Source organism: Streptomyces sp. NBC_00637 (assembly GCF_045161545.1).
Taxonomy (GTDB): Bacteria; Actinomycetota; Actinomycetes; order Streptomycetales; family Streptomycetaceae; genus Streptomyces.
Map to the genome: position 1 here is coordinate 215921 of NZ_CP109047.1, position 20743 is coordinate 236663.

General features: G+C 66.5%; 20 protein-coding genes. 12 read left to right on the forward strand and 8 right to left on the reverse strand.

Annotation, left to right across the window (positions count from 1 at the left end; all coding sequences use genetic code 11):
- Positions 1-61: 61 nt before the first annotated feature.
- Positions 62-1222 (reverse strand): collagen binding domain-containing protein, encoded by a 1161-nt coding sequence (locus OG440_RS38970; protein WP_406011612.1) that lies wholly within the window; start codon positions 1220-1222, stop codon positions 62-64.
- Positions 1223-1657: 435 nt separating this feature from the next.
- Here OG440_RS38970 and OG440_RS38975 point away from each other — a divergent pair, with 435 nt between their 5' ends.
- Positions 1658-2371 carry a helix-turn-helix transcriptional regulator gene (locus OG440_RS38975; RefSeq protein WP_331753001.1) on the forward strand — a complete coding sequence of 238 codons (714 nt, stop codon included), beginning with the start codon at positions 1658-1660 and terminating at the stop codon, positions 2369-2371.
- 51 nt (positions 2372-2422) lie between these two features.
- Here the strand turns inward: OG440_RS38975 and OG440_RS38980 are convergent, their stop codons facing one another.
- The 4 genes from OG440_RS38980 to OG440_RS38995 all read right to left on the reverse strand — a co-directional run bounded on the left by OG440_RS38980 (position 2423) and on the right by OG440_RS38995 (position 6751).
- The gene (locus OG440_RS38980; RefSeq protein WP_331753003.1) at positions 2423-3358 is read right to left on the reverse strand and encodes a squalene/phytoene synthase family protein; all 936 of its coding nucleotides are present in this window, start codon (positions 3356-3358) and stop codon (positions 2423-2425) included.
- A gap of 46 nt (positions 3359-3404) precedes the next feature.
- A complete protein-coding gene (locus tag OG440_RS38985) occupies positions 3405-4718 on the reverse strand; it encodes a hypothetical protein (protein WP_331753005.1) in 1314 nt (437 codons plus the stop codon).
- Between the two features lie 76 nt (positions 4719-4794).
- Complete coding sequence (locus OG440_RS38990) at positions 4795-6162, reverse strand: DUF6545 domain-containing protein (protein WP_331753007.1); 1368 nt, start codon at positions 6160-6162, stop codon at positions 4795-4797.
- On the reverse strand, positions 6155-6751 hold the full coding sequence (locus OG440_RS38995) for an ImmA/IrrE family metallo-endopeptidase (protein WP_331753009.1): 597 nt from the start codon (positions 6749-6751) through the stop codon (positions 6155-6157). Before OG440_RS38995 ends, OG440_RS38990 begins: the two co-directional genes overlap by 8 nt.
- A gap of 909 nt (positions 6752-7660) precedes the next feature.
- On the opposite strand from OG440_RS38995, the gene OG440_RS39000 reads away from it, so the two are divergent.
- Together OG440_RS39000 and OG440_RS39005 are read left to right on the forward strand one after the other, a co-directional pair.
- A complete protein-coding gene (locus OG440_RS39000; protein ID WP_331753011.1) occupies positions 7661-8608 on the forward strand; it encodes a zinc-binding dehydrogenase in 948 nt (315 codons plus the stop codon).
- A gap of 100 nt (positions 8609-8708) precedes the next feature.
- A complete protein-coding gene (locus tag OG440_RS39005; RefSeq protein ID WP_331753013.1) occupies positions 8709-9512 on the forward strand; it encodes an IclR family transcriptional regulator C-terminal domain-containing protein in 804 nt (267 codons plus the stop codon).
- Between the two features lie 233 nt (positions 9513-9745).
- On the opposite strand, the gene OG440_RS39010 is transcribed toward OG440_RS39005, so the two are convergent.
- Genes OG440_RS39010 through OG440_RS39020 form a run of 3 tightly spaced genes read right to left on the reverse strand, consistent with a single transcriptional unit; the run spans position 9746 to position 12137 of the window.
- Positions 9746-10234: a gamma-glutamylcyclotransferase family protein gene (locus OG440_RS39010; protein ID WP_331753015.1), complete on the reverse strand. Its 489-nt coding sequence runs from the start codon at positions 10232-10234 to the stop codon at positions 9746-9748.
- 14 nt (positions 10235-10248) lie between these two features.
- Entirely contained in the window at positions 10249-10797 is a 549-nt protein-coding gene (locus OG440_RS39015; protein WP_331753017.1) for a GNAT family N-acetyltransferase, read from the reverse strand.
- A gap of 23 nt (positions 10798-10820) precedes the next feature.
- The gene (locus tag OG440_RS39020) at positions 10821-12137 is read right to left on the reverse strand and encodes a hypothetical protein (RefSeq protein WP_331753019.1); all 1317 of its coding nucleotides are present in this window, start codon (positions 12135-12137) and stop codon (positions 10821-10823) included.
- 887 nt (positions 12138-13024) lie between these two features.
- Between OG440_RS39020 and OG440_RS39025 the strand changes: the two genes are divergently transcribed.
- The 9 genes from OG440_RS39025 to OG440_RS39065 all read left to right on the forward strand — a co-directional run bounded on the left by OG440_RS39025 (position 13025) and on the right by OG440_RS39065 (position 20737).
- The gene (locus OG440_RS39025; RefSeq protein ID WP_406011613.1) at positions 13025-13444 is read left to right on the forward strand and encodes an ATP-binding protein; all 420 of its coding nucleotides are present in this window, start codon (positions 13025-13027) and stop codon (positions 13442-13444) included.
- Between the two features lie 82 nt (positions 13445-13526).
- Complete coding sequence (locus OG440_RS39030) at positions 13527-14231, forward strand: hypothetical protein (RefSeq protein WP_406011614.1); 705 nt, start codon at positions 13527-13529, stop codon at positions 14229-14231.
- Between the two features lie 367 nt (positions 14232-14598).
- A complete protein-coding gene (locus OG440_RS39035; RefSeq protein ID WP_331753025.1) occupies positions 14599-15843 on the forward strand; it encodes a helix-turn-helix domain-containing protein in 1245 nt (414 codons plus the stop codon).
- A gap of 124 nt (positions 15844-15967) precedes the next feature.
- The gene (locus tag OG440_RS39040; protein ID WP_331753027.1) at positions 15968-16615 is read left to right on the forward strand and encodes a hypothetical protein; all 648 of its coding nucleotides are present in this window, start codon (positions 15968-15970) and stop codon (positions 16613-16615) included.
- 128 nt (positions 16616-16743) lie between these two features.
- Positions 16744-18159 (forward strand): ATP-binding protein, encoded by a 1416-nt coding sequence (locus tag OG440_RS39045; protein ID WP_331753029.1) that lies wholly within the window; start codon positions 16744-16746, stop codon positions 18157-18159.
- A gap of 2 nt (positions 18160-18161) precedes the next feature.
- Positions 18162-18581 carry a roadblock/LC7 domain-containing protein gene (locus OG440_RS39050; RefSeq protein ID WP_331753031.1) on the forward strand — a complete coding sequence of 140 codons (420 nt, stop codon included), beginning with the start codon at positions 18162-18164 and terminating at the stop codon, positions 18579-18581.
- 23 nt (positions 18582-18604) lie between these two features.
- Positions 18605-18931, forward strand: a complete 327-nt coding sequence (locus tag OG440_RS39055) for a DUF742 domain-containing protein (RefSeq protein ID WP_406011645.1) — start codon at positions 18605-18607, stop codon at positions 18929-18931.
- Complete coding sequence (locus tag OG440_RS39060) at positions 18909-19526, forward strand: ATP/GTP-binding protein (RefSeq protein WP_331753035.1); 618 nt, start codon at positions 18909-18911, stop codon at positions 19524-19526. Before OG440_RS39055 ends, OG440_RS39060 begins: the two co-directional genes overlap by 23 nt.
- Positions 19523-20737 carry a cytochrome P450 gene (locus OG440_RS39065; protein WP_331753037.1) on the forward strand — a complete coding sequence of 405 codons (1215 nt, stop codon included), beginning with the start codon at positions 19523-19525 and terminating at the stop codon, positions 20735-20737. Before OG440_RS39060 ends, OG440_RS39065 begins: the two co-directional genes overlap by 4 nt.
- Positions 20738-20743 lie beyond the last annotated feature (6 nt).

The window sequence follows — 20743 nt, forward strand, 5'->3', positions numbered from 1 at the left end:
CCGCCGCCTCCCGCCGTCGTCAGGCCGTCGAAGGGACATATGACGCAGGGATACGGGCAGATCAGGCGCCGGTCTGCGGCAGTACGGAGATCGTCACCGGGCGGGGCTTCGGCTTCGGCTGCGCCGGGATCCTGACGTCCTTGACCGCGACGGCGGCCGTCTTGCCCGCGGTGACGGTGACGTGCTGATCGGCGGCGAGCTGATAGCCCTCGACGGCCTGCACCTCGTGCACGGTGTACGTGCCGGGTTCGAGATCCTCGGCCTGCCAGACGCCGTTGGCGCCGGTCGTTCCGGACGTCACCGTCTTCCCCGCCGAGTCGTGGACCTCGAAGGCCACACCACGGAGGGTCTTGCCCGTGTCCGCCGCGGTCTTGGTCACGGCCAGAGCGCCAGTGGGGGTCTTGGCCTTGAGCTCCAGCTGGGCCTGAGCAGCCGAGGTACCGCCGGCGAGGAGCAGGCGCTGCGCGGTCGCGTTGCGCGGGGCGAGAGCGCGCAGTTGGGTGGCCGGCAGGGACTTGGCCAGGGCCTTGAGGTCGACGGTGCCGGCCGCGGACGGCGTGATGGACGTCGTGGCGACGCCGTCGGCGTTCGTGGTCACGCTCCCGGCCTCGGCCCGTGCGCCAGAGACGTCCAGGTCCAGCTTGATGCCAGGCAGCGCGTGACCCGAGGCAGAGGTCACGCTGAGCGTGACCGAGGTCTTCACTCCGGGCTTGAGGGTGCTGTCCGCCGAGGCGATGGCGACCTTGTAGGGGCCGGCGAACATCGCTGCCTCGTTGAGGTAACCGCCGGCCCACTTCTTCGCGGCCGGGTCGACATTCGGGTAGCTCAGGCGCTCGAGGGCACGCTTGCCGTCGGGCAGCGCGTAGGTCGAGCCGGCGTCGAGGTAGGAGTAGACGACCGCGTCAACGGCGGCCGCCTGGTCGTCGTAGGTGGTCTGCCCGTACTTCGACAGCACGTACGCGGCCCGGGCAAGGTCGGCGGCCGAGGCTTGCTTGCCCGTGGCCTTCGAGGTCCAGGCGGTGACGGCCGTTGCGCTTCCGTAGCCGCCGGCGGCGTCGGGGCCGGCGAGTTCAGGGTCTGCGCAGTACGCCAGAACCTGCGATGCGGGCACGTTGTACGCGCCGATGTGGGAGGCGTTCGGCACGCCGGAGCCGTCGGGGATCAGGTAGCCCGGCCCCCACCGGTCCGCTGCCGTCGCATGCGGCGCGAGCAGTATGCCCATGCCCAGCGCAGCCGCCGTGCCAAGTACGATCGGATACCGATGCCGGCGAACATGCTGCGCCGGCGTCGACGATGATGTAACACTCATCCACGTCTCCCCGTGAGGCGATGACGCCAGGCCCGGTCACTGTTGGCCTAGGAAACCTTTTGACCGGGCCAGGCGCAGTCCACGCCGCCATGACGCGACGCGAACACAACTAACCGTGAGTGACTGAGGGTGAAACCAGTCCACCGGTTGGAGGACGGCACTCCGTCACCGAGCAGCGATCATGCTGCACTAAACCCACTGGTGTCAATTGTCACCACGGCTTTCGCTGAACCCTTCGCATCAGCTACAAATGTCACGGCCCTCTGGCGTTGATACCGCCCGCGGGCGCTACTCTGCTGTCCGCGCGAACGCGGGTTTACCGATCGAAGAGCAGGAGACCGCCCGTTCATGGAGAACACCACCGAGCTGGAGGGCGTCGCGGCCGCCCTTGCGGCAGTCAGGGCGGAGCTCGAAGGGCTGGGCCACACCCTCGACGTGATCCCGTTTGACCGGCTCGCCTACAAGACAGGCATCGCCGAGTCGACCATCCGCAAACTGTTCGCGGGCGAGCCCGTGAGCCCCAACGAGGTCGACCCACCGTTCAAAGACCGCCTGCAGTTCCTCTTGGAGACCCGGCACCATCCCGAGGGACGGCAGTACACGCGCGCTGAACTGGCGGAGGCCGCGCATGTGGACAGGTCGATGATCAGCAACCTTCTGAACGGCAAACGCCAACCGGGGTTCGAGACCAGTAGAGACCTGGCGAAACACTTCAAGGTCCCTGGCTTCTTCTCGATCGGTCCCGAGGAGGCACTCCTCGCGGCGCTGGAACCGGTTCTGGAGCAGGCTCGCATGCTTGCGGAGCTGAAAGGGCACCAGGTCGAGCGCGTCGCCCTGCGAGGGAGCCCGGCCGGCAGCGACGAGCTGGCCCGCGAACTGAATGCCGCCATTCACCAGGTACTGGCGACTGCGAAGACCATGAAACAGGCGCCACAGGATCCGGACGACGACCCAGAGCTGCGCGAACTCACCGACACGATGCGCTCCCTGCCACCAAGCAGCCGCAAGGGCGTCATGGGCATCCTCCGCAGCGCGGTAGGCCTCGCCAGAAGGAACGACTAGCGAGCGCGACCGCGCGCTGCCCTGCAGGGCGAAGCGCGGTCGGCCACTGAGCTACTGGGCCTGGCGCTGCTGGGTCTGGGCGTGACGGTACTGACGGGCCAGGACTCGCAATGCCGCCGGCGTTCCCGGCCCCGCCTCACGGAGCAGGAGGCTTCCTCCCGCCTGCCTGACCGCCAGGAGCCGAAGCTCCTGCACGTCGATCAAGGCGTCGAGGAACGGCCGGTACTCGGCCGTCACGAGAGAGGGCAACGCCCGGCATTCGGCGAGGGCCTCCTCGGCGCGACCGGCCTGTGCGACGACCAATTGCTCCAGCGCCGGCACGCACGCTTCCGACTTGCTGCGCACGTCCTCGAACTTCAGGCCGTTCCGGTCCAGTTCTTCCTGCGGAATGCCGATGCGGCCCTGATCGGCATCCTCGGACAGGTCCGCCAAGAAGTCGCAGCGCTGCCAGCCTTCGATCAGGGCCCGGCACCCCCTCACGAACGGCTCGTCCGCTCCGGCGTCAGGATCGGGGGCGAGCAGCGAGGCGGTGAGCATCAGAGCGGGCAGCGAGTAGCTGTCCACGTACGCCTGGAAGTCAGCCTCGGAGTCGAAGCCTGTCCAACTGGCCTCGACCGCGGCGCCGTCGAGGAAGGCCCGCACCCGTGCCGCCATGTGCGGGTGACGGCGCGCCATGTCCCAGAGTGCCAGCAGGACGGGTTTCTCGGGTGGCCTGCTCCCTTCGAGCGCGGCGGTGGTCTCCTCGTCCCAGTGCTGCAGGGCTGCCTGACGGGCGTCTACCTCTCCGGTGTCGATCAGCTCGTCGGTCGCGTGCATGTATGCCACTGCGGCGATGACGGGCGGGTGAAGCTGAGCAGGCAGCAACAAGCGGGCTGCGACGTACTCGTGGAGGGCGAACCTTCGCACGAGCCTGCGCTGGACGTCGTAGGCCCGCCGCTGTCGCGGATCAGTAATCCCAGCCTGTGTCAGGGCGGCTGCCCAGCGCATCACGATGCTCCTGTCTCCGACGGTTCGGTATGGCGCGTGTGCGCCGTCAGCGGTTCATCAGCACCCTGGCTGCCTGCAGTAGGACACGAGGGCGGGTGAGTGCGCGCGGGGGCTTTCGCATGTGGACGACGTCCATGAATGCCCTGTTGACCTCGGCATCGCGCAGAGAAGCCAAGATGATCTTGTCGCCTATCCAGCGCAGAATGGGGTAGCCGGCGGGGTATGGGCCAGTGACGTGAGGTTGGGCCAGGTCCGCGGTGGTCGACACCTCCCATGCGGCGTCCACGAAGCCGGCGGCGCGGTGGAAGTATCCCCAGGCTGGCTCCTGAGGCGATGCTTCGGACCGCAAGTACGCCGCGAGAGCTGAAGCCTGGAGAGCCGCGAGCGTGAGCCCCTGCCCGTAGACCGGATTCACGGAGGCCATCGCGTCGCCCAGGACGACCAAGCCGCCGGGGAACCGACTCACGTCGCCGAACCGGCGACGCTGGCTCTCGCGGAAATGGAAGGTGTCGACGTCGCTCTGCAACTCGCAGTGCGCGGCGACCTCCTGCAGCGGGGCAACGCAACGGCGCATTCGGGCAAGGAACTTCTGCGGGTCCTTGCTGGGCCGGTAGGCGGCGTAGCCAGCCAGGACGACCGACCATCGGCTGTCCTCGATTGCCGCGAGAGCACCCGGCTCGCAGATCGTGGGCTGATAGCTGCTTTTCGGGCCTGGCGAATTGTGCGCGATCACCGTTCCAGGGAGTTCGCTGCCGCGGCGGAACGTGGCCGTGGCGTAACCGAGGTCGATTCTCATCCGTTCCAGCGGGGGCACCGGCCACCCCGCATGCTCGAGCCACGTACTCAGACGGCTTGAGCGTCCCATGGTGTCAGCGACAAGGTCGGCCTCCAGGGTGGTCGCGGCTTCCTCCCCGGCTGGGACGTAGCGGACACCGCACACGCGGCCTCCCCGGATGACGAGGCCTTGACCACGGCCCGCGACGACGCGGACGTTGGGAAGCCGCTGCGTACGCTGACGCACCGCACTCTCGATGAACGGGCGTGAAGCACCGAGCATTTCGAGATCGTCGACGGCAGGACGAAGCACGCCGTCGACGTAGAACTGAACTGCCTGGCCTCTGCCGACCCGGGCGCCTTGGTCAGCCAAGTCCGTGATGATTCCGGGAAACCAGCGCTCCAGTTGGACGTGCCCCATCGCAAGCAAGGCGTGCAACTGCTGCCGCTGCGGCGCGCCCGGGCCGGTGGACCCCTCGTCGAGCAGATCTGGCTCCACGATGACGACGTCATCGGCGAAGTCGCTCAGCGCACGGGCAGCCAGCAGGCCCGCGAAACTTCCCCCAAGAACAACTGCCCGCTGCACGGGGCCCCCCTCCGAGCCCTTGACGGCTCAGCTCCGCTGTAGTGTCTGTCCGCCACGAACGGCGGCCGCAGCGACACTACCTTGCCCCCGCAGACGCCTGAGCCGCTCCAGCGCCTTGCTTCAGAGACTCAACTACCTGCAACGATGCCTCGACCAGGGGGTGGTCGAGCGCCCGGGCCACGCGTACCAGGCGCGGTCGTTCGTTGGCAGCAGGAGTCTTCTTCCCTGGCACGTCGTGCGCAGGACTCGGGCCATCAGGCACGGGAGCGACAGCGGTGCTCGTCCCCTCCGTGCGAGCGTTCTGTAGCCGCTCTACTGCGTCTCGCAGGACGGCGGCTGTCGCAGCGGCTTCCAGCTCGACCTCGGACAGGCCCTTTTTGCCCAAGCCGAACTTGCGCCGGAGTTCGTCCGCCTTCATGGCCTCTTGGTACAGGGACCTGACCGAGTCCGCAGGCAAGGAGCGGACCCAGGACCCCCGTTCCAACTCCCGGATACCGTCGAGGATCTCGATAACACGGCGGGTGAGAGTCCAACGGACGTTGAGGAGACGATGAGGCCTGAACCGCACGTGATCGGCTGACGGGCCCGCAGCGCTGCTACCTCGCTGCCCCCACGTGGAACCGAGCGACAACTCTTCATCAACGCCCGCGACGACCAGCTCCCACAACGGCTGAAGACCCGCGATGTCCCGGCGCTCCCCGACCCACTTACTCACCACAGCTCCGCTGACTCCGTAGCAGGTCATGACGGAACCCACGGAGCCAAAAGCAGACCCCATCACCCCCACGCCGTCGAGCTGGTGATGGCCCAGGGAAGCAGCGACGATCGCGGGCGCCGAGCAGACTACGTATCCGAACGTCACGAGCATGCTCGCCCCGAACCAGCGAACAGCGTGCATGATCGCCTCGTCGTCGATCCGCGCACGCCGTGAACGACGCCAGATACTCACCGTTCCGCAGGTGAGCATCGTCAGGAACACGGTGAGGAAGAAGAAGACGTGCGGGTCGTCCACCTGCTCGGTATTGAACTCCAGCGGCACAGCGGGCCCCTCCAGATCGGCACCAAAAAAGGCGATGATCATGACGGTGAGGGAGAAGCCGTAAGCAAGCGACCAAGCCGTGATCGAGCGACGCGCCCGCCACGGCACGCCCGGGCGGGACGGCGTCCACAAGATCGTCAACAGGTGATTTGTTCCGAAGCAGCACAGGATGCCGACATAGATCGGCAGGGTAGGGAACCAAGGGTGGCCAAGGGCCGAACCGAGGCTCCGGTACCCCCACGGAGAGGCCACCACGTAGACGATGCCGCCCACAGCATGAGTGGCGGTCTGCAGGGCAAACGAGGGGCTGGGTGCCCGCAGGAGGGCGAAACCCTTCCAGAACGCGATCGACAGATGGAGGGACGCAACGAGGAAGTAGATGGCGGTCGCGCTGCTTTCAGACACCAGTCCTCCGGTGCGTGAAGGTGGTCGTGAAGCCGTGGGCCTCAGGCTGGCGGAACGCGATTTTGCGGTCCAGCATCACCGTGGCGAACGCCTCAACCTTGCGTTCGATTCGCGAGTCGTAGTGGGACCGCTCGAAGAAGGCGGTGACCGCCTCCGGGTTGAGTGCCGGCGCGAGTTGAAGCGCCAGATCCTTCGGCAGTGGGCTGCCGGAGCCAGTCTCGAGGGGCGCTGCAGCGTCCTCCGAATCACCGAAGAGGAGATGCCCCAATTCGTGGGCTATGGCGTTCAATTGCGTCAGTTCGCTGGCGTTCACATCGATCACGATGAAGTCCCGCTCAGGAGTGGCGATACAGAACGCGCTGACCCTCGACGGCAAGACGAGGTACAGGACAGTGATGGGCTTCCCGCGCCGATGAGCCACCAGCTCAACCAGGCTGTCGATGTCCTGAACGCCCATGAGGCCGAAGTCCCGGCGAATCAGCCGGGCGACGGACTGCGTCTCGCGCAGTATGGCGAGCTGATCCCAGAATCGACCGGTCCAACGCGGCCCGTCCGCTTGGCGGCCGCACGACCTCACCGTCGACTGCATGCTCCAATTCCCCCTCTAGTCCGGTCCGCCGCGGCTGCCCGCCAGCCGGGCCCGCAAGGCTCATCTGCGGACCGAATGGTGCAAACGTTCTATTTTCTGAATCCTGACGGATCTGGTTCGGTGTACAGCTGTGATGAGTGGAGGCCGTGGCTGACAGCTGTAATCGGCCGCCCGGGGAGGAGGTTGGCCGATATCCGATCGAGTACGCCGCGGACAGAGCGCGGTCGCGGGGCCAAGCGTGCCTAGCTGCCGGGTGCCCCTTGCCGCAGCGCGATCCGTAGGAGCTAGGGGCCGGCCGGTCGAGTCCTCCGGGGTAGCGAGTGTTCGTTGGTGCATCATCGTGGAAGGCGGCTCGGTGCGGTTGCGAGGTGGCTGCGGAGAAGGCGTTGCGGTTCCAGGTCGCTCCGTACCTGCGTTCACTGACCGTCATCTGCGCTCCCTGCCCCCGTGCCACGTCGTCCCGTAGCGACCACCCCAGTCAACTCAAACATATGTTCTATTTACACCTCGAGTCGACGGGCCGTGGCGAGGTCGCGCCGACGGGTTGGTCGCACTCTGCGCGCGCAGCTGATCCGGCGGAGGTCCTGCGACCAAGCGCAACCGCATGATCACTTTGCGCGCGAAGCGGCCTCACTATGTCCTTACGGATCGCAAAAACGCAAGCATATATTCCATTTCCCGCGAGGCGGGAAAGTGTCGGCTACATGTTTCCCGCCACACGGGAAACGGCGCACCCTTTTCCCGTGTAGCGGGAAAGCGGGCGACAAAGTTGCGCGTGGAGTTGCTGTGAATAAGCTGTGCGAACGCGGCAAGCCATCGAGGCGGCCTGACCTGGGGTGGGACCCGCTCTCGGGTTGGCATAGCCTGTCCGTGCATCCCGCAGCTAATTGAATGTTGAAAGAGGATTCTGTGCGCGCCATCACCATGAAGGACTTCGGGGACCCCGACGTTCTGCAACTCGAAGAAGTCCTTGATCCTGAACCGCGCGGACCGCAAATCGTGGTCAACGTATCCAGAGCGGGTGTTAACTACGCAGACATTCATGTGAGGGGCAATACCTACCTCGCGCCGGTCGACCTGCCTTACACGCCCGGTAACGAGGTGGTCGGCACGACAGCCGACGGACGTCGAATCGTCGCGCTGACCCGCGGCGGCGGCTACGCCGAGAAGGCCCTCGTCCACAAGCGCCTCAACTGGGAGATCCCCGATGGGGTCACCGACGAGCAGGCCGTCCCCCTGGCCCTCCAGGGCAACACAGCCTGGCACCTGTTGTTCACCGTCTGCCAGATCAAAAAGGGCCAGAAGATCGTCATCCCAGCCGCAGCTGGCGGCGTCGGCTCCATCGCGGTCCAGCTCGCCCGAGAGGCCGGCGCCCAGGTCATCGCGCTCGCCAGCACCGAGGAGAAGCGACAGCTCGCCCTCGACCTCGGCGCGCACACAGCGATCGGCTCCGGCGAGAGCGACCTGACCGAGCGCATCAAGGAGGCCGCCGGCGGACCGGTCCATGCCGCACTGGAGATGACCGGAGGCGCCACGCTGCACCAGACGGTTGCCGCCCTGGCCCCCCGAGGACACCTCGCCTGCTACGGGTTCGCCAGTGGTCAGCTCACCGACGTGAGTATCCACCACCTGCTCGAAAACTCTCTCACCGTCTCAGGCTTCTGGCTCCCCCACCTGTACACGGACCGCGAGGTGTCACTCGAGTTCTCCATGAAGGGTCTCTTCGCCGCAGTCGCCAACGGCACCCTCCGCACAATCACCGGAGGGACCTACCCGCTCGGCCAAGCCGCCCAAGCCCACCGTGACCTGGCTGGCCGTCAGACGACCGGCAAGCTCAGCCTGGACACCTCCAAGTAGGATCCACTGTCATGGGCATATGCGGGGGCCCGCACGCCTCCGCATGCTCTACAGGAGTGCTCCTGTGGGAGGGGCACGCCCCCCACAAGGGAGTTCAGGGATGGCCGCGCAGAGTGCTCGGGGTACCAATCACGCAGAACGCGTATTTGCGGTAACGCAGGCCTTCATCGACCACGGTGGAGACCCGCTGGGCCCAGGCGAGATCTCGGCAGCCACCGGCCTCAGCGACTCGGCGGTCCACCGCATACTTCAAAGCGGCGTCTACACCGGAATCTTCGTCCGTATTAGTCGAGGGAAGTACAAGCTCGGCGCCCAGGCGGCGGAACTCGGCTTCCACGCCCTCGAAGACGACCACGACCTCAGCGGCACCGAGGCCAAGGAGATACTCGAACGCCTCCGTCTCAAGACGGACGGAGGCCTCGTCTTCCTCTACATGAAGGCCCCGTTCGGCTACGGCCGGCAGTGCTACGACATGGCAGTTGGCGATTCCGACCTGGTCGAGCTCGGGATGACCCCCCGGGAGGTTCTCTCGGTCACCCGCTCCCTGCGCACCGGGGCCTCAGGGCGCACCATCCTCGCCTACATGAGCGAGCGCGTACAGCGCCTGGTTCTGGACGAACCGGTTCCCGAGGAAGCCGGACCCGGCGTCTACACCGACAACGACGAACTACTCGCCTCGCTGAAGGAAGTGCGAGACCAGGGCTACGCCCTCGGACTCCAGGAATGCATGAAGGGCTGGAACTCCTGCGCTGCCCCGATCCTCTGGCAGGGATCCATCCAGGGCGCAGTACTCCTCCTCAAGCCGGCCTATGTCATGCCCGAGGCCCCACAAGCCGTGATCGACGCGACCGTTGACGCAGCCGCACAACTCAGCAGCCTCAACGGGGGATGGCCTGCGGACTAACGCGGTTGCGACGTCCAGGGTCCTAACCCGCCGGTGACGCTGCCCAGCGCAGGTTGAGCTTCACGGGCCAGGCGGGAAGTCTGGACGCTTTGCCGCTCCCGGCCGACAGGGAACCACCGGGGCATCGGCCGCCCAACGCAGAGGGCCTCCTTGTCGATCTGCGTACACCGCCACTCAGGGCTGTGATCTCCGACGGCGTTCGAGGTGGCCCCCCTCCTCGAACGCCGCTTCACCTACTGGGCCAGCCCTGCAGCCAGATCCGCGGAGATTCGCGCGCACCGGGCGGCGTACGCCTGAAGGTGCTTGGCCGCGAAACCGGTGGGGTCCCAGTTCTCGGGCCGAACCTCTCCGTCCGGCCAGATGTACGCCCAGCCGCGCTCACCGGTAGAGAGCGTCACCTCCCTCAACTCGTATCGGTCGTCCTCAAACGCGTCGAGAATTCCCCATTCTTCGTTGCTGAGGTCGATGAGCAGCATGCCGGCCGCCGCGCCTCCGGCCGCGTGCGGAACGAGCCCGGGGTAGACCCGCCCTTCGAGCGCGGCGGCGCGCCACCCAGGCGCGGAGGCTGGCGAGTGAGCGGGTACTCGCCCCAACAGGGCTTCAAGGACGGCGTCGAACTGAAGCGTGCCGTAGCAGAACAGCACGTCAGGGCTTTGCGCCAGTCGGTCTCGGCGGTCAGAGGTCTCCGGAGCCGTGGCGGGCTGGGTGATCATGTGCGTCATGTGCGGTCCGGTTGTCAGCGGGGGGAGGGCAGGTACATCGCGTCGTAGACAGGCGACTCTGGGGCGTGTCTGATCGGCCCCATAATCGTGTACCCCCATCGAACATAGGCATCGTGGGCTGGTTGGTTGTCGACGATGCACGTCAGGACCGTGGCACTCTCGGCCCGCCCAGCGATCACCGTGTCGTGAATCTGCCGTCCTAGACCCTCATTCTGGTATTCGGGGAGCACCATCAGCTCACGCAACCAGAAGACCTGGCCGGTATCGGCGAGTTCGCGCAGTCCCCTGGGTCGCTGGTCGCCCAGTGTTGTCCACCACGGCTTGTCCGCGGGGAGCGTCGCGCCGTGAACGTAGCCGATGATCCGGCCGTCCTGCCGAGCGGTTACCGCTTCGAACCCCTCGTTGTCGAACGCAGCCTCCAGTCGGCTACGGAAGGAGCCGACGGAGAAGAAGGGATCACCGCTGTACGGGGCGACGTCGTACACGCGCGCATAGACGCCGACGAGTTCATCTGCGATGCCCTTGGCCGACGTGCCGTCGTGCCGGTGGTACTCCGCATCCACTGTGTGCACTCTCCTTTGTGCGCTCACGCCACGTAAGCGCGGATCTGTTCGAGTAGGTCCCCTACTCCGGGGCTCTTGCTGTGGAGGGCCAGTCCGTCATGAGCGATCTTCAACTGTCCAATAGCCCTCGTGGAAGACATGCCGCCCTCGACGAGGCGCAGCGCCTCTGTGGTGGCGGCCACACTGTGGTCGACGTCTCCGATGCTCAGGGCCGCAACGGACAAGCGGCCCAGGCACATCCCTCGGTTTCGTGAATGGGCTACGTCCTGGAGTGCTTCCGACTCCGCCAGGAGCTGCTGCGCGCGCGGGCCCTGTCCGAGGTCGAGACGGCACATGCCTTCCAGGCACGTCAGCTCGGCCAGGTTCAGGAAGGTGGACCAGTCGGGGTCGCGTTCGTCGGGACCGCGCTCCCAGTCATGCCAGGCCCGCTTGATGGCGGCCTCGCAGTTGAACCGGTCCCCGACGCGGGCGTACCCCTGTGCTTCACGGATCGCCAGGAGGGCCATGACACGTGTGGGCGCCTGCCACTCTTTGGCGTGGGCTTGGGCGAGGCGGGCGTAGCGTACGGCCTCGCGCCCCTTCCCCTTGAGATCCACGGCCTGGCGCGCCATGTTGCTGAGTGTGCGACTTGCGAGGACATCGTCGCCTGTGATCATGGCCGCGTTCAGGGCCTCGCTGAAGTACTGGCGGGCTTTGACGTGGAGGCCGGCGTCGTAGCAGAACCATCCGAGAGACGTCGTGTACTTCCCGGCGACGGCGTGGAGCTGGCTTTCCATCCTCTCGTCGTAGACGCCGTGGTCGATCATGCGGTGGAGCCAGAACAACTGCGACTTGGCCGGTCGCCAGAGACGATTGCCACCGAATTGCTGGTCGATGGCGTCCAAGTCGTCAGCGGCTAGGCGCAGTGACTCGACCTCCTCATCGCTGATGCGCCACTCCGTCGAAGCAGCACCGCCTACGGGGGTCTCGGCAAGCCAAGGAGGCGGCGTCTGATCGTTCATCGGGTCGCCGGCGCTGCCGACAGGTGGTTCCGTGGTGCCGTTCTGAACGAGCAGGGGTACTGGCGAAAGGGTAGGTGGGCTGGTCGATGTGCCGGGCGGTCTGAGGCCCAGGGACTCGACAGGACGGCCGTAGTAGGCCGACAGGACTTTCCGCGCAGCTGCGTGGGGCCACGGCGGCGGGTTGTTGTTCTCCCACTTCTTGTACTGCCGAAGGCTGACTGTAAGACGCTGCTTGATCTCACCGTCCTCGAACAGGCGCGCGGCAAGGTTTGTGAGGCCCTCGACCGCCTCTTCCTGTGTCTGGTTGAGGCTGATGCGTAACCGCTTCATCTCGCGCATGGGGCACCCCTCGCCCTTCCTCTCGGCCCTCACCGTAATGGCTGGGAGCCGGACGGGATGAGGCATCGTCAACTCACAGCCCACGCCAGCGCAGAGGGGCATGCGAAAGGGCACTCTGAGGACACCTAACGGGCTCGCAGAAGGCACGCAAAGAGACCTGTTCAGGGTTTCCGACTTTCGCTGCACTAGGTCACACCGCGAGCACAGTGGGTGCTGGGCAGTGATTTTGGAGGGCTCATGGAGACCCGCACCGAGACCGGCGAGAGCAGCGAGCTGTCCGCCTGGCTTGCCGCGGCGACTCCCGACCCGGAGCTGTCACTCGACCGGTGGGCGCTGCACCCGCACCTTCCGCGCCGCCTTGACTGCGGGGTCCTCTTCGATGTCGTGCTGGCCAAGCAGGCTCTTGTCCAGGCGACCTTCAGTATCCTTCAGCGCTACGAACAGCCTCTCGGCCCCGCCGTGGTCTTCGGGAACATCGGCTCCAGCGCGATCCTCGTACCCCCTGGAACTGCAGAGCGCTGGCGTCCACTGACGGCCACTTCCCGATGGCCTGATCGGTTCCCCCGCCCGGTCTGCCTCGGGCGACGGGGCGGGCACAAAATTCAGGTGCCCGCCCCGTCGCCGCTGCCGAATAACACGACGGCCCTGTGGCTCGAACGGCCGGCTGACGACCTCGTGCCTGGACGAGGGCCCCTGCTTACCAGCCCAGCCCCACTAGCGCGTTGTCTGACCGAAGCCAGCACTCTCCTCGCGCCCGACCCGGAATCGACCTCCATGCGCAGAGCTGTGTCCGCCGGCCGGTTGATTCTGCGCTCCCCCCAGAGGACGTGATGACGACGACAGCCGTACGGCCGCCCGCCGAAGCAGGCCCCCGCGGACGCGACACGATGACAGCGACCGTTGAGATCGCCCAGAGGCAGCGAGGTGAGGAACCACCTCCCCAAGATGCCCGTCATGTCGGCGCCGCGCGGCACCTGGTCGCCGCATGGCTGGGCTATCTCCTGCTGTCAGGCATGAAGGACCCGGTGATGCTCATCGTTTCGGAGCTGGTCACCAACGCGATCGTGCACGGGCGGGGCTCGCAGGTCACGCTGACGATGCAGCTGGAGGACGGCGAGCTGTACGTAGCCGTGGACAATGACGGGCCAGGCAAGCCCGCCCTGCAGCACGCTGATGACGATGCCGAACATGGCCGCGGTCTCCAACTCGTGGAGTGGTGCACCGTAGAGCAAGGTGGCGCATGGGGAATCAGCGACGGTGGCTCCATGGTCTGGTGCCGCCTACCCGCCAAAGGAGAAGGCCTGTGATCTCGCTGGCCATCGTCCACCAATACCTCGATGCTCGGACCGAAGAGTCTGGTGGCGAACTATCCCCCGGACCGGGGCACCTGTGAGCCGGCGACAGTTCAACTGGAACGGCATGCGCGTGCCTTACATCACCCAGTGGACTGCGGAGACCGTCGACCAGCCAAAGATCATCCGCATCTTCGCGCGAGGCGGCGAGGGTATCGGGTATGAGGACGAGCACTCCGTGACCGACCGCCGTGACGAGGCTCTGTGGGTGCGTTCCGGCCTCGGGCAGGGCCGCGGGCGTCCCGACTTCGCCCGGATCAGCTCACCCCGGCAGAAACGAGCGATCCGGTACAGCCTGTGCCAGGTGTGCGGAAAGGCGGTCCTCAACTGCCGGGACGACGAACGGACCCTGCACTTGCTGGGTGGTTCTACCCCGATTGCTGAGGGGGAGACCACCGCAGCGCCTCCCCTTCATCCGCTTTGTGCCGTTGAGTCGGTAGAAAACTGCCGTTTCCTCCAGCGCGGTTGGGCTGCGGCGCTCGTTGAATACAGCCCGCTGTGGGGCGTGGCAGGAGTTGTGTATGACCCGGTGACGCTGGATCCGCTCCCCAGCCCCGGGCGGCGGCCCAATGACCTCACCCATGTCCACATCGGCGACGAGCTCATTCGGTGGACGCTGGCCAACTTCACCGCGGTCAGCCTCCATGGCGTCACTCCTGTGTCCCCAGAGGAGCTGCACGCGATGGCATCGGAGGATGCCCGGCGAGCAGTGACTGGTGGTCAACGAATGGGCACCGCATAGCCTCTGCTCGGCGACCGAGATGTCCTCTCACCGTCAAACTCCCTGTGTACGAGAAGAGACACTCAGCAGGCGGAGCAGTGCTGGGGGCACGTCTGCTCGGCCCTCCGAACACCCCAGCGGATCCCTGCTACCTCCCCCGACCTTTCCACGCTGCGGTCCCGTCCTCCAGGTCGGGTAGATCAGGGATCTGTGGGTGACCACTGACGACCTCGCCGACTGCCCGAGGATCTGACACATCTCACCAGCCTGGATCACGCCGACCCAGGAGCGCGACAGCGGCCTCCGCCAAAGACGAAGGCCGCTGACCGCATCTGCCGGGTCTACGTCCCGGTACCGTTCTGTTGTCGACGCAGAACGGAGCTTCAGTATGCCCGAAGGCATGGACACTCACATCGGTGCACGCGTAAAGGTCGCCCGAATCGCGAAAGGACTCACCCAAGAGGAACTGGCAGGGTTCCTCGGCCGGACAGAGAACTGGATGTACGGCGTGGAGGCCGGCCGAAACCCACTCGACCGCTACTCGCTGATTACCGCCATCGCAGAGCACTGCGATGTCGACGTGGTCTGGCTACTCGGCCAGCCCTACCGGTTGCAGCGCAACGGCGGGAACGTGGCCCACAGCCACATTCCGGCCATGCGGACCAGCATGCGCCGATCCGGGCTCATCCTCTCCGGGCATCCGGGGCTGAAGCCCCAGGGAATCCCCGTCCCCCTCACGGACATGCGGGCGAAGTCCCGTCAGGCCAACGTGGCCAGGCAGAACGCAGACCTTCCGAAGGTCGCAACGTTGCTGCCTGGCTTGATCGAGGACCTGAACACCGCCCTGCTCGTCTGCGAGGGCAACGACAGGGCGGAAGCGCTCCGGCTTCTGGTGGATGCTGCGCGCACGGCCAGGATGGTGCTCAACCAGCTCGGCTATCCCGACTTCGCATGGTCCTCCGCTGAGGTCGCTGCTACCGCCGCGACCCAGCTTGATGACCCGCTGGTTAAGGCCCAGGTTGCCTGGGACCGCTGCGGCGCTCTCCTACATCAGGCCTCGCTTCCGGAGACTGTGGCAGTCGCCGAAGCGGCACTGTCCGACCTGGAAACGCTCGCCTCGGCGCGACAGCCGACGAATGAAGCACTGTCCCTGCGGGGAGCGCTACACCTGCGCTGCGCGGTTGCCCACGCCCGCGGAATCAGGACCGAAGACGCCTGGTCGCGCATCGACGCGGCCCTCGAAGACGCCGACCGCCTCGGTCCCGAGTGGTACGACCTGGACGCGCACACGGTGTTCGGCAGGGGCACCGTCGCTGTGCACGCCGCCGAGGTCGGAGTCGAAATCAACGAACCTGACGCCGGCCTGTCCAAGGTGCGCGACGTCTCGGTAGACGACGTCCCCAGCAAGGAACGGCAGATCCACTACCAGATCGACAAGGCACGTGCTCTGGAGCGCATGAACCGGCTGCCCTCCGCAGTCACGACCCTGAAGCAAGCGGCGTCAGCCGCCCCCTTCTACGTGCACGCTGACCCGATGGCTCGCGCCCTGGTGAGGAACCTGGCCGCCGTCGGCGTTCCGTCGCAGGCGACCGTCCTGTCGTCCCTAGTGCGCAGCATGGAACTGGTGCACTAGCGCCAAAAACCAGTGCTGTGACGGGAGTTGAAAAACTACCCTGAAAATTTTTCAGGGTCGCGAGCGCTTTCATGGCCCATCGTGATGTGTCGTCGCTGACGACACATCACCACAGGGGATCGCCATGTCGCCGCAGCCCATCAACACCCAAGACGCCGCCGCCTGCGGTGCTGCATACACCAGCATCCTCGAGTGGCCCATCGCCCCTGGGCACAGGCACCGGCCCAGGGGCGGCTGCACCTGCGGCGAGCCCGGCAACTGCCCCGGATCCGGCGCGCATCCACTGCCCGGCCCGCTGACCCCCAGCCCCGCGAGCGGACTGGCCGACGAGCTGAACGCGTTACCCGGGGCCGCACTGATCGCCCCAACCGTCGCCTTCGATGCCCTCGTGCTGCCGAAGTGGACTGGTCTCTGTGTAGAGATGTGGCTCGACCGCAACGGCAAGGCCGTGCCGTGCCTTCTGCAGGGTGAGGATCACGCGATCTTGCTCGTGCTGCCTGCCACAGGCCGGTATGCACTGCCCGAGGGCACAAGCCCCTCGACAGTCGAGATCAGGTCCGGCCCCGAGCAGTGGGTCGCCCTGCCGCCTTCCCACGGCATCCGATGGGAACAACCACCGTGGCACGAGCAAACCCATCTTGCTCTGCCGCTGATCCATGGCAAGGACCTGCTGGTTCCCCTACAGCAGGCCCTGCGAGTGGCCGCCGAGGACAGCAGTGGACTGAGCCGTGCGCGGTGTGTCCGCGGTCGCTCCGCTCCCACCGCTACCTAGACCGCCGCCGGGGCGTGTCTGGAGACCGCGAACGCCTTCCCCCCGTAGGCCGCAGCTGGTTCAGAACCCGTCCCGGCGGCCCCCGCATACGACGCGCAGCCGAAATTCCGCACTCTCGTGAGGACCTGATGAGCGATCTGATACTGGCTGCCAGCGCCGCTGTGGCGTTGGCAGCCGGAGGAACCGGTACCTGGCGCTTCCGCCGGAAATGGCGCGGTGCACAGGAGCAGGCCGAGGAACAGGGTGCCCGTAGTGATCGGCTTGCCCAGCAGGTTGCAGCTGCGGTGGGGATCTTGCAGGAGCTGACGTCGTCGGTCCTCCCCACGGTAGGCGCGAGGGCGGCCTCCGGCCAGGACGTCAGCGCCAACCTCGTCGTGCCGGATGCCCTGCTGGGCACTGCGCTCGCTGATCGGCTGCACGAACTCGCCACGCAGCTCGTGGCCAGCGTGGAGGAGGTACGGACTGGGATTCAGCTCGCCGCTGACCACCAGGCTGAGGGGGTTCGCGCGATCGCGGACCAGCGTGTTACGGCTGCCGAGGCCGCGGCAGAGCAGGAGATCGCGCGTATCCAGTCGAACGCCGATCACGCTATCGCCCAGGCACGCCGCGGAGCCCAAGAAACAACACGCGCGGCAATGCGGAGCCTCACGACGGGCGTGGTGGTGAAGGCCTCCCGGCTCACCAAGGAAGTCCGCGAGGGCGTGCGCCGCCACCACGGCGACGACGCCTATGAGACCTTGGTGGAACTCGACCACCTGGCGCAGCAACTGCTGCTCACCGCCCAGGGGTACGGAATTCTGGCCGGTGACAGGCCATCCCGACGTTACCCGACGACCTCGATCACAGAGGTGATCCGTGCGGCGATGGGCCGCATTGAGGGTTACGCGCGTGTGCAACACCACGAGCAGGACGTGGCGGTCGAGAGCCGCGCAGTTGAGGCGGTCATTCACACACTCGCCGAGCTCATGGACAACGCGCTGCGCTACTCCCCTCCGACAGCGAACGTGTACGTGAGCGTGGAGCAGGGGCATCATGCATGCCTCATCCATGTAGACGACGCCGGGCTGCGCATGAACGAAGAGACGCTGCTGTGGGCCAGCAGGATCATGTCTGGCGAACAGCGCGATGACATCACGCAGCTGGGAGCGGAACCGCAGACTGGCCTGCGCGTCGTCTCCGCGCTGGCGGAACACTACGGCTTCCGCGTCGACCTTGCCGCGCCGAACAGCTATCAGGGCACGCGGGCAACGCTGGTACTGCCGAAGGACCTGGTTGCCGCACCCGCTCCCAGCAAAGTAGAGACGGCTCTGGCTGTGGCTCCCGTGCGTGGTGACGCGGCGGAGTCGACTGCAGCTTCGTCGACAGCTGCAACCACAGCCAGCGGGCTGTCCGTCCGCCAACGCGGCACACGCCGAATGCCCGCTCCGGTTGCGCTGGCCGAACCGGTGGTTCCCGGAACGCCAAGCGTCGCCGCCGCCTGGGCCGCCGGGTCTCGGCAAGGTCGCGAAGACAACGAACTAACCCCCACCGACGAAGGACACTGACGATGGCCGATACGCACAGCAACGCACTGGGATGGTTGCTCGACCAGGAGCTCGGCGAGGTCGACGGCGTGAAGTGCGCCGTGCTCGTAAGTGGTGACGGCCTGCTTCAGGCCCGCACGCGGGGGATCGAGCAGGACTACGCGGAGAAGCTCGCCGCTTTGAGCGCACCGCTGCGCGCCGCCGGAAACGCGACGAGCAAGCACATCGGCGGCGGGGGCGTGAGGCAACACCTCATCGAATTCGCGGCCTGCTTCGCACTGACGACCGCTGCCGCGAACAACGCGATGCTCTCCGTGGTCACGACCGGCACCGACGCTGATGTCGAACTCATCACCCGGCACATGGTTCAACTCGCCGTGAGGCTGGGCCACGCGATGGAGGTCGAGGAGCGCCGGCCCGTGGAAGTAGGAAGTCCGACGTGACGGGCCCGCGGCGAGACCCGGACCTGGTCCCCCTGTACGTCCGCACCGACGGGCGTCTTCGCCCCCGTGAGGACGTGCGCGTGGAAACCGTGGTCGTCGCCGCGCCAGGCCCCACCGAGACTCTCAGCGTGGACGCCCGCCGCGTGATGCGGCTCTTCGCCGACGGGCGGGGCGGCCTGGCGGTGGCGGACATCTCGTTCGCCCTCCACCTGCCGCCGTCCACGGTGCGCATCCTCGTCTCCACGCTGATGGACAGCGGCCACCTGGCCAGCCCGGCTCCCGCTCACAAAACAGGGCCCGACACCGACATCATCCAGAAGGTACTTGATGGACTCCGACAACTCGTGTGACCGGCACGTCACCTATGTACCCGCCACAGCGATCCTGTCGGCCAAGATCGTCATTGCTGGATACTTCGGCGTCGGCAAGACCACTTTGGTCGGCAGCGTCTCCCAGGTAGAGCCGCTGCGCATGGAGGAGTCGATCACCGAAGCGAGCGTCGGCGTGGACGACTTGCGCCGCACACCCCACAAATCCGACACCACCGTGGGCATGGACTTTGGACGGATTCACCTTTCCGACCTCGTCCTCTATTTGTTCGGAACGCCCGGGCAAACACGGTTCCGGGTCATATGGGAGGGGCTGACCGAGGGCGCGCTCGGCGCGCTCGTCCTGGTGGACACCCGCCGCCTCGACGACTCCCACGAGGTCCTGGAGTTCTTGGAAGAGCAGGGCATTCCGTATGCGGTCGCTATCAACACCTTCGCCGACGCCCCTGAGTATCCCCTTGAAGAGGTCCGCCAGGCCTTGTCCCTGGAGGACCACACCCCACTGACGACCTGTGACGCCCGTGACCGCCGGTCCTGCGTGCTCGCGCTTATCACCCTCGTCGAATACGTCAACGACCGCCGCGTCACCGTCCCTCTCGTGGAGTCCCGCTCATGACCACGATCGACCTCGGCACCACCAGCAAGCCCACGCGGATCGCGCTCTACGAAGCCGAGTTCGCGGATGACCCCCACGCCGCCTACACACGCATGCGCCGGGAAATCGGCCCCCTGGTCCCCGTCGACCTCGCCCCCGGCATTCCCGCCACCCTGGTCCTTGGCTATGCCCAGGCCCGGCGCATCCTCAACGACCCCCTGCACTTCCCCGCCGACCCCCGGGTATGGCAGCAGAACGTGCCCGAGTCTTGCCCGGTCAGGCCCATGATGGAGTACCGACCCAATGCTCTGCGCTCGGCCGGCGCCGAGCACACCCGCTACCGGCAGGCGAACACGGCCAGCCTGGACGCGGTCGACCAGCACAAACTGCGCGAGCTGGTGGAGACCGTCGCCTCCGACGCCATCGGCACCTTCCGTGGCGCCGGACATGCCGACCTCCTCACCCAGTACTCCTTCCTCATCGCCTTTCGCGTCCTGAGCTCTCTTCTGGGGTGCCCCGACGAGATCGGAGCTCGGATCGCGGAGGGCATGGCCAAGATCTTTGAAGCGGTGGACGCCGAACGCGGCAACCAGATCCTGGGGCAGGCCGTGTCCGACCTTGTCGCGCTCCGCCGACAGCGCCCGGGCGACGATGTCACCTCCCGCCTGGTCGCTCACCAAGCCCGCCTGACCGACGAGGAGATGGCCCACCAGCTCGTCACGCTGTACGGAGCCGGCATCGAGCCCCTGACCAACCTCATCAGCAATACCATCCTGAAGATCCTCACCGACGAGGACTTCTCCGCCGGCCTGCACGCCGCGCACTCCACCGTCCGAGAAGCCCTCGACACCGTGCTGTACACCGACCCGCCACTGGCCAACTTCTGCATTTCGTACCCGCCGTACGCGATCGATGTCGACGGGTTCCTGCTGCCCGCCCATCAGCCCGTCGTGATCTCCATGGCCGCTGCCAACAATGACCCAGCAGTCATCGGGGTTCCCGGAGCCGAGCAGCTCATCGGCAACCGCGCGCACCTGTCGTGGAGCATCGGCCCGCATACCTGCCCCGCCCGCTCACACGCCTATCTCATCGCTCAGACCGCCATTGCCTACCTGCTGGATGCCCTCCCCGAGATCGATCTCGCGGTGCCCGCCAGCGACCTGAGGTGGCGACCGGGTCCGTTCCACCGCGCCCTGGAGTCCCTGCCCGTGCGGTTCCCCACCGCTGCCTGAAGGAGT

Coding starts and splice junctions, on each gene's coding strand:
- OG440_RS38970 (WP_406011612.1), bottom strand. CDS start 1,222: ATGGGCATACTGCTCGCGCCGCATGCGACGGCAGCGGACCGGTGGGGG.
- OG440_RS38975 (WP_331753001.1), top strand. CDS start 1,658: ATGGAGAACACCACCGAGCTGGAGGGCGTCGCGGCCGCCCTTGCGGCA.
- OG440_RS38980 (WP_331753003.1), bottom strand. CDS start 3,358: ATGCGCTGGGCAGCCGCCCTGACACAGGCTGGGATTACTGATCCGCGA.
- OG440_RS38995 (WP_331753009.1), bottom strand. CDS start 6,751: ATGCAGTCGACGGTGAGGTCGTGCGGCCGCCAAGCGGACGGGCCGCGT.
- OG440_RS39005 (WP_331753013.1), top strand. CDS start 8,709: ATGGCCGCGCAGAGTGCTCGGGGTACCAATCACGCAGAACGCGTATTT.
- OG440_RS39010 (WP_331753015.1), bottom strand. CDS start 10,234: ATGACGCACATGATCACCCAGCCCGCCACGGCTCCGGAGACCTCTGAC.
- OG440_RS39020 (WP_331753019.1), bottom strand. CDS start 12,137: ATGCGCGAGATGAAGCGGTTACGCATCAGCCTCAACCAGACACAGGAA.
- OG440_RS39025 (WP_406011613.1), top strand. CDS start 13,025: ATGACAGCGACCGTTGAGATCGCCCAGAGGCAGCGAGGTGAGGAACCA.
- OG440_RS39035 (WP_331753025.1), top strand. CDS start 14,599: ATGCCCGAAGGCATGGACACTCACATCGGTGCACGCGTAAAGGTCGCC.
- OG440_RS39040 (WP_331753027.1), top strand. CDS start 15,968: ATGTCGCCGCAGCCCATCAACACCCAAGACGCCGCCGCCTGCGGTGCT.
- OG440_RS39045 (WP_331753029.1), top strand. CDS start 16,744: ATGAGCGATCTGATACTGGCTGCCAGCGCCGCTGTGGCGTTGGCAGCC.
- OG440_RS39050 (WP_331753031.1), top strand. CDS start 18,162: ATGGCCGATACGCACAGCAACGCACTGGGATGGTTGCTCGACCAGGAG.
- OG440_RS39060 (WP_331753035.1), top strand. CDS start 18,909: ATGGACTCCGACAACTCGTGTGACCGGCACGTCACCTATGTACCCGCC.
- OG440_RS39065 (WP_331753037.1), top strand. CDS start 19,523: ATGACCACGATCGACCTCGGCACCACCAGCAAGCCCACGCGGATCGCG.